Source organism: Flavobacterium sp. (assembly GCF_052437795.1).
In the GTDB taxonomy this organism is placed as follows: domain Bacteria; phylum Bacteroidota; class Bacteroidia; order Flavobacteriales; family Flavobacteriaceae; genus Flavobacterium.
In genome coordinates, this window is record NZ_JBQVPA010000001.1 from 1,044,070 (window position 1) to 1,058,405 (window position 14,336).

Below are 14,336 nucleotides of genomic sequence, written 5' to 3' on the forward strand. Positions count from 1 at the left end.
AGAAAAGTCTACCAACTTTGTGAAGGTGTTCAATAATATATAACCAATGATCTTCATGCCAGATATGCCATCGCTTCCAAATTCGAGAAGATCTGTGAATCCACGCCCTAGTGCAGCTCGCGTGAGGGATAGAGGCGATATCCTGTGGAGAGAAACGGAGCAGATAAAGCCGAGAGCCCGGCGCGTAACGCAGTGGAGCGGCACGCCCAAATAATCCAACTACCAAAATCCGCTTTTTTCATTGGCATATAAATGATATTGCCTAAATTTGCGGGACTAAATTTTCAACCAAAATAAAACACATACCATGAGTTCATTTGATGTAGTCGTTATAGGTTCAGGTCCCGGTGGTTACGTGGCAGCCATACGTTGCGCGCAGCTGGGTTTCAACACCGCAATTGTAGAAAAATATCCAACACTTGGCGGCACCTGCCTTAACGTAGGCTGTATCCCTTCGAAAGCGCTATTGGATTCATCGCACCATTACCACGATGCTACATCGCACTTTAAGGAGCACGGTATTGACATTGCGGGTGAGATCAAGCTGAACTTCGAGCAAATGATAGCGCGTAAGCAGGGTGTTGTAGACCAGAATGTTAGCGGCATCAAGTACCTTATGGATAAGAACAAGATCACGGTGCTTGAAGGCGTGGGCTCATTTGAAGACGCTACGCACATCAAAGTGACCAAGGCTGACGGCGCATCGGAAACAGTAGAAGCAAAATATACTATCATTGCTACCGGTTCCAAGCCATCGTCACTGCCATTCATCAAAATAGACAAAGAAAAGATAATCACCTCTACCGAAGCCTTAAAGCTGAAAGAAGTACCGAAGCACCTTATCGTTATAGGCGGTGGCGTTATCGGGCTGGAACTGGGCCAGGTATACCTTCGCCTTGGCGCACAGGTATCGGTGGTGGAATACCTTGACCGCATTATCCCGGGCATGGACGCAGGCCTTTCTAAAGAACTAACCAAAGTGCTTAAAAAGCAGGGTATGAAGTTCTACACATCGCACAAAGTGAAGTCGGTAGAGCGTGGAGGTGAAGGTGTACAGGTGCAGGCCGAGAATGCCAAAGGCGAAACCATTACGCTTGATGGCGATTATGCATTGGTATCCGTAGGCCGCCGTCCGTTTACCGACGGGCTGAACGCTGAAGCTGCCGGAGTGAAGATATCCGATAGGGGACAGGTAGAAGTGAATGACCACCTGCAGACTGCCGCATCGAACATTTACGCGATAGGAGATGTTGTTAAAGGCGCGATGCTGGCACACAAAGCTGAGGAAGAAGGGGTATTCGTAGCCGAAACCCTTGCCGGGCAGAAACCTCATATTGACTATAACCTGATACCTGGTGTTGTATACACATGGCCTGAAGTGGCCGCCGTAGGCAAGACCGAAGAGCAATTGAAAGAAGCAGGTGTTGAATACAAATCGGGAAGCTTCCCGTTCAAAGCATTGGGCCGCAGCCGTGCGAGCATGGACACCGATGGTTTCGTGAAAATACTGGCAGATGCCAAAACCGACGAGGTTTTAGGTATCCACATGATAGGCGCACGTACAGCCGACCTTATAGCCGAAGCGGTTACCGCCATGGAATTCAAGGCCTCTGCCGAGGACATTTCAAGAATGAGCCACGCGCACCCTACTTATGCGGAAGCTATCAAGGAAGCGGCACTGGCTGCTACAGATAACAGGGCGATACATATATAATTATCTATTGCTTTAGAATAACAAAACCCATCCTTGCGATGGGTTTTGTATTTTATATTGATGAGCTGTTTCCTGATCAGCCGTTGTAAATTATCTGAGGATAGCTCAAAAAAAAATGCCCCAAGTTTCAACTTGAGGCATTTGTATAAAGTAAGATGGATCTCGAAATTAGTTAACCACGATCTTCTGCGTAGCGGTTTTTTCATCAGCAGTGACCTTTAGGATGTAAAAGCCCTGTGGAAGGTTGCTGAGCCTGTATTCATTGCTTTGGGCCTTAGGCTGATGTATGTATTGTATTAGCTGGCCGTTAAGGTTGATAAGCTGTATCTCGTCAAGCTCAGTCTCAGAATAAATGTTCACCTCATTATTTACAGCAGGGTTAGGATACACTTTTAGTGTTGCCAGCAGTTGGTCTTCTACACCTGCAATGCCCCAACGGTCCTGTGCTACCGGCCCGCCCCATATAAGCGTCGCGAGGTAAGGATTATCGATGAAAGGGTTCCTGTTGCCCTGGCCAAATGCATTATTGGCATTGCCAAGGTAAGTGTTCCTCTTATCCTCATATAACGATACGGGATCTTCGGCGTTCCATTCCAAAAATAGCAAAGGCATATTGGCATCAGAAGCAATAGTAGCGCCAACGCCAACATTCTTAGGAAGGCATTGATTGCCATAACGCAGGTACATGTACATCATCATCCTGGCCACATCGCCTTTCCATTCGTCACCGGGATACCATGATGTACCCGTTTCAAATGAATTCCCCGAACCATCAAAGAATTTGTCATTATCCCTGTCAGCGTTCCTTTTTTTATCGCTGGCCCTTACGTGATGCGCGTCAGCGCCCGGGCCTGAAGTTCCAAGGTCAGGATTACCTAAGGCTTTCGGATAGGTATGCTCCCTGTTCCATAAGCATGGGGAAGCTGTACCATCATCATCCATATCTTTATTCCTCCTGCGGTGATCTTTATCATTAGTAGTTACCGCCATGCACATATCACTACTGAAACCGTACAAAAGCAAAAGGTTGGTATTGGTAGCATCCTGTGGGTCAAGATCAACGATCTTCAACGCGTTTTCCAGTTGCTGATAGGTCAGGTTGTTAGTGTGTGTATTGGTGATCTTTGTAGCCAGTGCGGTTTTAAGTGCTGTTCCGCTTTGGTTAAAGTTAAAGCCGTTGTAATAAGGCGCGGCAGGTGCACCGTCCTGGGCAAGGGCGATACCTGTAACCGAGGCCAGTAAAAGGGTAATTATTTTCTTCATTGTAATTTTTTGGGACATCAAATGTAGGGCGATTATTTTAATATCGCCTGAAATTTAACACGATATCTGATAATTGTTATTTTTTTCTTTCCATCAGCGCCATGTAAAAGCCATCAAACCCACTTTCATATGCCAGCACCTTGTTCTCTTTTACAAAAGTGAACTGTTTTCCTATCTCGGTAGTTAGGAAATGCCTGACCTGTAGTTCGTTCTCTGACGGTAGTACTGAGCAGGTAGCATATACCAGCTTCCCGCCGGGCTTCACTATCTTAGAATAGCTTTCCAGTACCTCGGCCTGTGTTTTTTTGATATTATCGATGAATTCCGGCTGGAGCTTCCATTTGCTGTCCGGGTTCCTTTTTAGTACGCCAAGTCCGCTGCATGGCGCGTCAATAAGGACACGATCGGCTTTCTCATGAAGTTTTTTTATCACCTTGGTGCTATCGATAATGCGGTATTCAATATTAAAGGCTCCATCACGCTTGGCTCTTAGCTTAAGCTGCTTTAGCTTGCTTTCATAAAGGTCCATGGCGATGAGCTGGCCCTTATTTTCCATCAGTGAGGCCATGTGAAGCGTTTTTCCGCCTGCACCTGCACAGGTGTCTACCACACGCATTCCCGGCTCTACTTCAAGAAAGCGTGCCACAAGCTGCGACGATGCGTCCTGTACTTCGAACAAACCTTCCTTAAAGGGATCGGTAAGGAATACATTGGAACGCTCTTTAAGTACAAGCGCATCCGGATAATCCTTCGGTGCTTCGGTATCAATGTTCAGGTCCATAAGTACCGCCCTTAACTTCTCGCGCGTCGTCTTTAAAGTATTGACACGCAGTATAACTTTGGCCTGCTCGTTTTGCGCGGCAAGCTCTTTTTCCCATTTCTTTTCGCCCAGCTCTTTTACACCCAGTTCGTCCATCCAGTCAGGAATGGACTCACGGTATTTACGCTCTTTGGAAAGTTCGTCAAAACGCCCCTTGATGCGGCGCACCGGCGTTTCCTCAAAATATTTCCAGTCAGGCAGGGTAACGCCGCGAAGTACTGCCCATACGGCAAATACGCGCCACAGGTTGTCGCGGTCATAAGGTTCCTTCACTTCGGCAATCTCGGCATAAAGCCTTTTCCAGCGTACGATCTCATATATGGTCTCTGCAACGAACTTACGATCGGCACTGCCCCAGCGCTTGTCTTTTTTCAGGGCACGGGCCACAACTTTATCGGCGTATTCGCCATCGTTAAAAATGAACCCCAGCGAGTCAATAACCGTAAAAACTAAATTCCTGTGTAATCTCATTGTAAAAAATTGAACGGCAAAGGTATTGATTTTTTAGGATGTTTTCGGTGTCGGGATAAAAGTTGGTTTTTCGTGTATTTATTGGGCTTTTGAGATAAATTAACCGTTTTTCATTTTTTATTTACGGGTTAAAAAGTAAATTAGCAGATATTTAAAATTACCGATGGATAATAATGCTATTGAAAACCTGAGGGAGGCGCTTAAATTTTCCCCAAACAACATTCCCCTGAGACTACATCTTGCCGAAAGCCTGCTGAATCTTAACAGGCTACAGGAAGCGGAAGCTGAATATAAAGCAGTACTGGCCTTACAGGACCATGCCGGCGCCAAGTATGGACTGGCACTTACTTATTTCAGGCTGGGGCAGTATGCGACCTGCAGCGTAATATTAGAAGATGCTTTGCACAGCGACCCTGATAACATAAATTTCCTGGTGCTGTATGCCAAAACGCTGCTACGGGAAAACCTTTACCAGCAGGCTGCGGATGCCTACCGCAAAGTACTGGAAACGGTCCCCGGTTACGCTGATGAGGAACTGGATGCTGAGCTTCGGGTTGGCATGGCCCCGCAAACACAGGCTGCCGAACAGGAGAACAATGCCTTCCTTACCAAGCCTAAGACCAATTTTGGCGATGTGGGTGGTATGGAAAAGATCAAGAAGGAGATCGAATTAAAGATCATTCATCCGCTGAACCACGCCGACCTGTATAAAGCATACGGAAAGAAGACCGGGGGCGGGATATTGCTATACGGCCCTCCGGGATGTGGAAAGACCTTTATAGCCAAAGCAACGGCCGGTGAGATCAATGCCAACTTCATAAGCGTTGGGCTTAATGACATACTGGATATGTGGATAGGCAACAGTGAGAAGAACCTGCATGAGGTGTTTGAAACCGCAAGAAGGAATAAGCCCTGTGTGTTATTCTTTGACGAGATCGACGCATTGGGTGCGAGCAGGAGCGACATGAAAAATTCGGCGTCGCGCCATCTTATCAACCAGTTCTTACAGGAGCTGGATGGCGTGGAGTCTGATAATGACGGCATACTTGTCCTTGGAGCGACTAACGCGCCATGGCACCTCGATACCGCCTTCAGGAGGCCGGGCAGGTTTGACAGGATCATTTTTATACCGCCTCCCGATGAAGAAGCGAGGGAGTTGATCTTCAATATCAAACTAAAAGGGAAACCCATAGCGAGCATCAATACCGGAAAGCTTGCAAAACAGGCCGAGAACTTTTCCGGCGCGGACATAGAAGCCGTTATAGACATTGCCATTGAAGATAAGCTGGAAGCGTCCTTCAAGACCGGGATACCCGAGCCAATACAGGAAAAAGATCTGGCTAATGCCATTAAAAAACATAATGCCAGCACAAAGGAATGGTTTGTATCCGCCAAAAATTTTGCATTGTATGCTAACGAATCCGGGTTGTACAACGATGTGCTTTCCTATCTAAAAATAAAGAAATAATGACCGAAGTCCTTTTAGAAAGGGCAATGCTGCTGCTACAGCAGCAACGCTATGATGATGCCGAAAGAATATTGAATGAGATCATAAGCCTTAACCCTCAGGATGACCACGCGCTCTATCTTTTGGGGGAGGTAAGCCTGCAGAAGGATCTTTATGACAGGGCAGAAGAACTGGCAGACAGCGCGATCGCCATCAGTCCGGCAACAAGCCATTACTTTTTCCTGAAGTCGCGCATCTTCCTGTCAAAAGAAAAAATAAACGATGCCGAACGGTATGTGACCGAAGCCATCAGCCTGGACCCGTACCGCGCAGACTATTTTGCATTTTGGGCACAGATAAAACTATACCGTAAAAATTTTGCCGAAGCGCTCGATATTGCCAACCAGGCCCTGGCGCTTGATGCATCGCATGTTTTTGCGCTCAATGTACGCAGTACCGCTTTGCTGAAGCTAAACCGCAAAGAGGAATCGTTCGAGACCATTGCCGAAGCGCTGCATGAAAATCCCAATGATGCCTATACCCATGCGAATTATGGCTGGGGGCTTTTGGAAAAAAGGGAAACCGGTAAGGCACTGGAGCATTTTAAGGAAGCGCTTAAAAATGATCCAAATTCCGTACACGGACAGGCCGGGATGACCGAGGCGCTCAAAGCCCGTTTCTTTTTGTACAGGTGGTTCCTCCAATATTCTTTCTGGATGTCGAACATGACCGCAAAGTACCAGTGGGCTTTTATACTCGGATTTTATTTCGGGTCAAAATTCCTGCAGGGCCTGGCCCGTTCAAGCGAAACATTGCGCCCGTTCCTGTACCCGCTGATACTGCTATTGTTCATATTCGCATTTTCCACCTGGATCATTGGCCCATTAGGCAACCTGTTCCTGCGGCTGAACCCTTATGGCAGTCATCTGTTGGACAGGGAAGAAAAAATAAGCTCATCTCTTGTAGGCATAAGCCTTCTCGCATCATTGCTAAGCGGCCTGGCGTATCTCATTACAAAACAGGAAAGCTACATACTGCTCGCATTTTTTACATTTACCATGATGATCCCGCTCAGCAGGCTTTTTGGTGCTCCTAAAGCCGTATTCATGATATACAACGCTGTAATGTTCGTTGCGGGCGCGACAGCTGTAGCATTAGTTTTTGCGGGCAGGGAGCTGATACCGGAACTTGCGGGGCTGTATTTGATAGGGTTGCTTGCCTTCCAGTTCCTTGCGAACTATTATGCGACAAGAAGTAAATTTAGTTAATGGGCCATGTTAAAAATAACAAGTTAAAACTTTCTTAATATTAATGATGAGATCTTTGGTTTTTGATTTTTTAAGGTATTTTTGGTAATCTCCTTGCTATGCCTACTAAATGTCAGTACTATGAAAAATGCATTTACCATATTTTATACCGATGATGACCAGGAGGATCTGGAATTCTTTAAGGAGATAATCGATACAATTGATGCTGATGTAAGCTTACTAACGCAAAGCAACGGTAAAGAGTTACTAAATGCCCTGCACAACCCGCCGCCACACCCGCACCTTGTATTCCTGGACATCAATATGCCGGGCATGACCGGCTATGAGGTTTTGAAAGAGTTAAGGCGATCCCACCAAAAACTGCCTGTTGTAATGTTCTCAACTTCCGGAGACCATGATTCGATATCTAAAAGCAGGGAATTGGGTGCAACCTATTACCTGCCAAAATCGGGCATTTTTGACCAGCTAAAAAGATCCATCGAACACGCCCTGTCCATAAACTGGGGAAGTTTTATTCCCAACGATAAAAACTTTGTTTACAGCCACTAAAAACTTCTAATGAACGAAACCGCTCTCGCACCGTTCCTGGACAAACTGCGCCAGGCCACTGCTCAATCGCATATCAACCTTGAAAGCCTTCCGCTATCAACGATAATAGTAGATCCCAAAGTTACCAATGCCGAATATACAGCCTACCTCCGCCTGATGCGCGATGTGATCGCCGATACCGAAGAGAACATCTTTCCGCTATTGGAAAACATAGTGCCTGACCTGAAGCACCGTACCAAATCGCATTTTATAGATGCCGACCTGAAGGCCCTTGGTGTTGAGGCTGTCGGGACACATAGCAGGCCTGTAACCCGCAATCTTAAGGAACTATCTGCTGGTTTTGCATTAGGTATCATGTATGTGGTAGAAGGTTCGTCACTGGGTGGTAGGGTGATACTGAAGAATATTACGGCGGCTTTAGGCCATGATGGCGAAAAGGGAGCGTCTTACTTTGCAGGCTATGGCGGGCAGACAGGCAGTACATGGCGTACATTTCTTTCGACATTAACCGACTATGAAAGTCAACACAATGCCGGCGATGAGATAATTGCCGGAGCCAATTTTACATTTGATGCCATAAACGAACATTTTAGCAATAACGCCCCGGTATAACTGTATGAAGATAAGGGATATTGTAAACCGCGACATTGTAGATCTTGCCAATTGTGAGCAGGAACCTATCCACATTCCGGGCAGCATACAGCCGCATGGTTTTCTGCTGGGTTTAAAGCAGGATCCTTTCATAATTGATTATTGCAGTGGCAACTGTGCCGAATTTACCGGGTACAGCCATTCGGAATTGCTTGGGTCAGGATTTGGGAATGCTTTTGGAGAAGAGGCGCTTGCACTTCTGAAAGGCTATATTTCTGATGAAAAGATGCTTTCATCATCGCTTCTAAAGCTACAGATCAAGGGAAAGGATTTTTTGTGCACCGTGCATAAAAGCGGGAACGTTTACATACTCGAAGCAGAGCCGGTAAGCGACGACCCCCGTGCTGCAAGTGCTGTATATGACCAGACATCGCAATTCCTTACCTATATGCACGACACACATACCCTGAAGGAACTGTGTGGTTTGGTAGCGAAAGGGACACGCGAGATCACGGGGTATGACAGGGTAATGGTATACCGTTTTGATAAAGACCACAACGGTGAGGTATTTGCCGAAAGCGTGCGAGAGGACCTGGAACCATTCCTGGGGCTGCACTACCCACACACCGACATACCTCCACAGGCGAGGGAATTGTATATGCGTAATCTCCTGAGGCTTATAACCGATATTGATTATACACCGGTGCCAATTTATACAGTTGATGATACCGCAGATAAAAACCTCGACCTGAGCCTCTCCATACTGCGCAGCACATCGCCAATACACGTACAGTACCTGCATAATATGGGAGTAGGGGCAACGCTTACAATATCCCTCATTTATAAAAAGAAACTGTGGGGGCTCATAGCCTGCCACCATTATTCTCCAAAAAACATAACTCCCGATGTAAGGCTCGCGGCACAATTGCAGGGGCATTTCATTACTTCGCAAATAGATGTACGCCAGGCTTCGGAAGAGTATGAGGAGTCGCGAAAAGTAGCACAGTCACTTGAAAAGATGAACAGCTACACGCTGGGGAGCACATCGGCATTGCAGGATATAGCCAATACGAGTGACATCTTAAAGCTTTGTAATGCATCGGGTGTCTCTATCGTTTTCAATGATAAAGTATATAAAGGCGGCCTTACCCCGGCCGATAACGAGATCAGGCAAATGGCCAACTGGCTGGCAGCCTACAGTAACCGTACCACCTTTACGACTGATAAACTCGTAGATCTCCTTCCGGAGATGAAAGGCCATTGCGGGAAAGCATCGGGCATTATTTATCATTCCCTTGACATTGACAGCGATAATTGCATCATTTGGTACAGGCCCGAAACGATCACCGAAGTACACTGGGCGGGAGACCCGGCAAAATCTATAATTAAGGACGAGAAAGGGCTTTCACCAAGAAATTCATTCTCGCTCTGGAAAGAAATAGTAAGCTGCATGAGCAGTCCGTGGCTGCAGCCGGAAATTGATACTGCTTCGGCTTATGCCAACAGCCTCCAGCGCCACATTAACCTCCTGATAATATCTTTAGAAGAAGAAAAATACCGCAAGCTTAGCGAACTTTTGAAGCAAACCAACTCTGAACTTGAGAACATAAACTGGATCAGCACGCACGACCTACAGGAGCCTTTACGGAAAATACAACTCATATCTTCGCGGATAATGAGTAAGGAAGAAGATAATCTGTCTCCCGACCTGCACGATTCGCTTAAACGAATGAACGCATCAGCACAACGCATGCAAACCCTGCTGGTAGACATACTGAAATATACGAAGCTGAAACATACAGATGATTCATTTGAAAGAGTTGATATCGGTACTCTGATCGAAGAAGTTAAAGAGGATATGACAGAAACGATCGCAGACCGATCAGCAGAGATCATTGCAGAATACCTTCCCGTAATTGAGGGCATACCGTTCCTGCTGAGGCAATTGTTCTCTAACCTGATAGCCAATTCTATTAAATATGGCGCTCCCGGCAGGACGCCCGTAATAAAGATCACGGGTGCAGATGAACTGAGGAGTTATACCGAAGAAGACAAACGACGCTTTAAGGTAATTTATGTCGCCGATAATGGTATAGGCTTCGACCAGCAATATGCTGAATCTATATTCAACATATTTACCAAACTGCATGCCTCATCCGATTATAAAGGATCGGGAGTTGGGCTTGCACTTTGCAGGAAGATCATGCAGAACCACAATGGCTACATAACGGCTTCGGGAGCTCAGGGTGAAGGGGCAGTAATGAGCCTATATTTTCCTGTGGAAGAACGTTAGCTTTAAATAGATATGACATCTTACTTCAATGAGCTGTTTGAATATACCCATCACTTTAATGACAAGGTGATCACTCTGCTTTTTACCCTTGAGGACGTTCCTGAAAGATCGCAGAAGCTACTCTGCCATACCATTAATGCCCATGAGATCTGGATCGCAAGGATAGAAAAACGCACACCTTCAACAGGGGTATGGGACACTCGCCCATTGGAAACCCTTAAAACCATCAACGATAAAAACTATAGCGATACGCTCCATATCCTTGAAAATTTTGATATTAACGAAAAAGTAAGCTATGTAAACAGCCAGGGCGCGGCATTTGTGAACACGGTAGGGGAGATACTGCTGCATGCCGGCAATCATTCAACCTATCACCGCGGCCAGATAGCTACCGATTGTAAGGAGCACGGCATTGAACCATTGGTAACAGATTACATTTTCTATAAACGGCAGAGCTTATAACTTAAAAAACAAGGCTGTAACGAATTGTTACAGCCCTGAAACATGCTAAGCACCCGTGCTTAGGAGTTTCAGTATAAAGGTTCCTGTTGACAAGGATTCGTTAAGGGTATCGCCCTGATCATCATTCCTTGCCTGAGCATGCAAATACTATGGACTTGCCCTTCATTACTATGCCGGATGCCAGATTAGGATGCACAAGCTGAATATAAAAACATCTGAGCAATTATGAAACTGGCGCTCGACAAAGGAATCATCTGATCTTATAATCCCAATTTCTTTTTCAGTTTCAGGAAGACCAAAGCAGTAGTATAAGCATTACCTGCAGCAGTATGCCTGTCGCTTTTGCCTATTTTAAGTACGTCGCACAATTCATCGAGAGTGGACTGGCTGTCTTCCGGGAGGTCTTTCCAGCGTTGGTAAAGCGTATTGGTATCCATTACAGGATTTTTTAAACGCCCGAGGTCAAGCCGCCTGAGCGCCTGGTTGATCATCTCGATATCCAAATTGACATTATGTCCAACGAGTGTTGAATCCCTGATAAAGTTAAGAAATTGTATCATGGTCTCGGCCTCTACGAATTTTTCATGCTTTGGCTCTTTAACTATACCACCCATTGCAACTGACTGCGGACTGAATTTATCCTGTTGCACAAATACCTGCAAAAAATCTCCAACCTCAATGGCGTGCCCGGTAACACCTATGGCGCCAATAGACAGGATCACATCTTCCCTCCAGTCAAGGCCAGTTGCTTCCATGTCAAATATCACATAGCGCCTGTGCTCTTTGTCATCTCCTTCAAAAAGGGCAAGGTAGTTTTTCCAGAATTGGGGCGCACTGCCGCCGGTAAGCCAGTCGAATGCCATAATTTATTTGATGGAAGTTATAGAAAAACGGTTCTTTATCATATCCTGAATATCACTTATAGGTTGGAAAGTATTTTTAAGCTTTACTTTATCTGATTTTGATAACTCATTTAAATTTAAATATTTACCATCCGAATTGTCTTTGAGCCCCTCCTCAGTACGAAATTTCATCAGGGTATTATAAGCCTCAGCACATTCCTCATACAGGTCGGCGTTCTTTGGCTCGAGCTCTGCCAGCTTTTTAAAACGGTGGTAGGTGTTGGTGATCTCAATCTGGTTCAGGCTCAGTGCCAGCAGCCTGGCCGCATCTACAAGAGGTTCGATGGCCCTGCTTTTAATATCAAAAAAGTCTTTATGCTCTCCGTCACTTTCTACAAGGAACTGGCGGAAAAAGCCCAATGGTGGTGGATTCTTCAATACATCGGCGGCAAGGTATGCAAAGAACTTTTTGTTACGCGAAATGTTCATTTCAATGTGCGAAGATAAAGCATCCTCTATTACCGGCGCACCGTAAATAAAATCAAAATCGAAGAAGATATTGCTTAACTCCACGTTCTTTTCAGCAGGTGTATTGATCCAGGAATCATACTGTTTCATCCAGTCGGTCAGTGATTTGCACCATTGATTATTGCTTGCCAGCAGTTTGGAAGGGGAGGGTTCGTAGCCCACTTTTACCAAAAACTCAATGACTATCTCTGCCAATTCAATAAAATACCGTTTTACATTATTATACTGTTCCGGTTCAACGTCTTCAAAAACTAGAGCATTATCCTGATCAGTTACCAGTAATTGTTCCTTACGTCCCTGGCTTCCGATGTTCATCCATACGAAGCGGACAGGAGGGGGAGTACCGATCTTTTCGACGGCTAACTCTATGGCACGCTTTGTAATGGCAATATTTATCTCGGCCACAATGTTAGAAATGTGAGAGATGGGTATAAGGTTATCAATGGAACTCTGGATAAGGTCGGTAAGCTTTTCACGCACGTATCGAAGCTCTTTGGCGCTGGTGGCCCTTCGGGTTTGCTTGAGCAGTACACCCGGAGTATTGGATTGTGCCGCAACCACATCATGCTCAGAAATGATGCCACTTACAGTGGATCTTTCAGTACCGTCGCGGGTAACGCATAAGTGACCAACATCATGCTTTAGCATCAGCATTTGCGCTTCGGCTATAGATATATTTTCGGGCACTGTTATTACAGGACTGCTCATTACCTCGCGTGCTTCAGATTCAATAGAGAGCATCCCTGTGGCAATTTTTGAACGGAGGTCCCTATCGGTAATTATACCTATTGGAAGCTGGTTCTCCTGTATGATAACACTGCCTACGGAGCTGTTCGACATCGTTTTTGCAATGAATTTCAGCACATCGTCTGCATTGGCAGTTATAGGATTACGTGTATATTTTATAGGTTGGAAGTACTGGATGTCGGCTACCTGGTCGCTAAATATTACATTCTCGGCCATAAGCTTACCACTGCGCTCCTTGTCATAAGGATTGCGGGTTTGCGAGGCAAAACTCTCCAAAAGGAATTCCAATACCTTCGGATTTCCCGTTATGAAAGGCCTGAAAACCTCGATAGGTATGCCATATACAACAGATTCTTCGCGTGCACGCGCTGTCATAAGGTAATCATTCCTGGCAAAAAAAGGGCGCAAACCCAGGATATCGCCCTCATCGCATTTATCGATAAGCGTCTCTTCGGCATCCGATGTCAATGAAAGACCTACAGCGCCATCTTTAACCACATAAAAGTCAGCATGGGTAGCGTCACCGCCTTTAAATAATACCTGATTCTTTTCAAGATATATTACTTTCGAATTTTCGGAAATAAGCATAAGGTCGGCATATTCGAGGCTGCTGAAAGGAGGGAAGTGCTTTAAAAAATCGGAAATGCCTTGCGCGACAGGGTTTTTCATAACAGGTATTTGAAACCTAAATGTACAGATTTTTCATTTCCTGCAAAAGAGATGCTTACAGGAAATATATAAAGGTTTGTTAAAATTGAAGCCGGCATAGATATCAATGAATTTGTAAGCACTGTAATGATTAAATTTACAGAACAAATTTATAAATAAACTACGATGAAACTATTCAGTAAAGCAGTAATGCTATTTATAGCAGTACTGGCAACATCATTAATGTCCGCACAGGAACAAAAGCCGGCAAGCCCTGCGGCAACAGCAATGGGGAAGATCAACGGCGCCAGCATCACTATCGAATATAGCAGCCCATCTGTAAAGGGAAGGCCGATATGGGGAGAACTCGTGCCTTATGGCAAGATATGGCGTGCCGGAGCAAACAAACCAACGACTTTTGAAACTACAAAACTGCTAATGGTCGAGGGTAAAGAATTGCCTGCAGGTAAATATGCTCTATATGTTATTCCTGAAAAAGACAGCGCCACCGTTATTTTCGGGAAAGACCCTTCGGTTGGTTACAATAAGTATGATGAGTCGTACAAACAATTAAGCGTTGTTGTAAAGACCAAAAAAGCAAAAGAGATGACAGAAAATCTTGTATACAGCATCAATAAAGATAACGTAACGCTTACTTGGGATAATTTAGATATTCCGGTAAATATCAAGTAA

At 45.4% G+C, this 14,336-nt stretch carries 12 protein-coding genes; 8 read left to right on the forward strand and 4 right to left on the reverse strand.

From position 1 onward, the window contains the following. Positions 1 to 307: 307 nt before the first annotated feature. Positions 308 to 1,714: a dihydrolipoyl dehydrogenase gene (lpdA, locus tag ACT6R0_RS05095; protein ID WP_444651897.1), complete on the forward strand. Its 1,407-nt coding sequence runs from the start codon at positions 308 to 310 to the stop codon at positions 1,712 to 1,714. A 168-nt stretch (positions 1,715 to 1,882) separates the two neighbouring features. Here the strand turns inward: lpdA and ACT6R0_RS05100 are convergent, their stop codons facing one another. Then, positions 1,883 to 2,977, reverse strand: coding sequence for an endonuclease (locus tag ACT6R0_RS05100; protein ID WP_444651899.1), 1,095 nt, complete (start codon positions 2,975 to 2,977; stop codon positions 1,883 to 1,885). Positions 2,978 to 3,053: 76 nt separating this feature from the next. Beyond that, entirely contained in the window at positions 3,054 to 4,268 is a 1,215-nt protein-coding gene (locus tag ACT6R0_RS05105; RefSeq protein WP_444651900.1) for an RsmB/NOP family class I SAM-dependent RNA methyltransferase, read from the reverse strand. A 163-nt stretch (positions 4,269 to 4,431) separates the two neighbouring features. Between ACT6R0_RS05105 and ACT6R0_RS05110 the strand changes: the two genes are divergently transcribed. The 6 genes from ACT6R0_RS05110 to ACT6R0_RS05135 all read left to right on the forward strand — a co-directional run bounded on the left by ACT6R0_RS05110 (position 4,432) and on the right by ACT6R0_RS05135 (position 10,878). Continuing rightward, entirely contained in the window at positions 4,432 to 5,736 is a 1,305-nt protein-coding gene (locus tag ACT6R0_RS05110) for an AAA family ATPase (RefSeq protein WP_444651902.1), read from the forward strand. Beyond that, positions 5,736 to 6,983, forward strand: a complete 1,248-nt coding sequence (locus ACT6R0_RS05115) for a tetratricopeptide repeat protein (protein WP_444651903.1) — start codon at positions 5,736 to 5,738, stop codon at positions 6,981 to 6,983. The genes ACT6R0_RS05110 and ACT6R0_RS05115 overlap by 1 nt, the downstream gene beginning before the upstream one ends. 120 nt (positions 6,984 to 7,103) lie before the next feature. Then, positions 7,104 to 7,532 carry a response regulator gene (locus tag ACT6R0_RS05120; protein WP_444651905.1) on the forward strand — a complete coding sequence of 143 codons (429 nt, stop codon included), beginning with the start codon at positions 7,104 to 7,106 and terminating at the stop codon, positions 7,530 to 7,532. Between the two features lie 9 nt (positions 7,533 to 7,541). Continuing rightward, positions 7,542 to 8,144, forward strand: coding sequence for a biliverdin-producing heme oxygenase (locus ACT6R0_RS05125; protein WP_444651907.1), 603 nt, complete (start codon positions 7,542 to 7,544; stop codon positions 8,142 to 8,144). 4 nt (positions 8,145 to 8,148) lie between these two features. Further along, positions 8,149 to 10,416, forward strand: a complete 2,268-nt coding sequence (locus tag ACT6R0_RS05130; protein WP_444651909.1) for an ATP-binding protein — start codon at positions 8,149 to 8,151, stop codon at positions 10,414 to 10,416. 12 nt (positions 10,417 to 10,428) lie between these two features. Then, a complete protein-coding gene (locus tag ACT6R0_RS05135) occupies positions 10,429 to 10,878 on the forward strand; it encodes a DinB family protein (RefSeq protein ID WP_444651911.1) in 450 nt (149 codons plus the stop codon). 260 nt (positions 10,879 to 11,138) lie between these two features. Here the strand turns inward: ACT6R0_RS05135 and ACT6R0_RS05140 are convergent, their stop codons facing one another. Together ACT6R0_RS05140 and ACT6R0_RS05145 are read right to left on the reverse strand one after the other, a co-directional pair. Further along, complete coding sequence (locus ACT6R0_RS05140) at positions 11,139 to 11,741, reverse strand: 3'-5' exonuclease (RefSeq protein WP_444651913.1); 603 nt, start codon at positions 11,739 to 11,741, stop codon at positions 11,139 to 11,141. A gap of 3 nt (positions 11,742 to 11,744) precedes the next feature. After that, positions 11,745 to 13,664 carry a DUF294 nucleotidyltransferase-like domain-containing protein gene (locus ACT6R0_RS05145; protein ID WP_444651915.1) on the reverse strand — a complete coding sequence of 640 codons (1,920 nt, stop codon included), beginning with the start codon at positions 13,662 to 13,664 and terminating at the stop codon, positions 11,745 to 11,747. A gap of 165 nt (positions 13,665 to 13,829) precedes the next feature. Here ACT6R0_RS05145 and ACT6R0_RS05150 point away from each other — a divergent pair, with 165 nt between their 5' ends. After that, positions 13,830 to 14,336: a DUF2911 domain-containing protein gene (locus tag ACT6R0_RS05150; protein WP_444651928.1), complete on the forward strand. Its 507-nt coding sequence runs from the start codon at positions 13,830 to 13,832 to the stop codon at positions 14,334 to 14,336.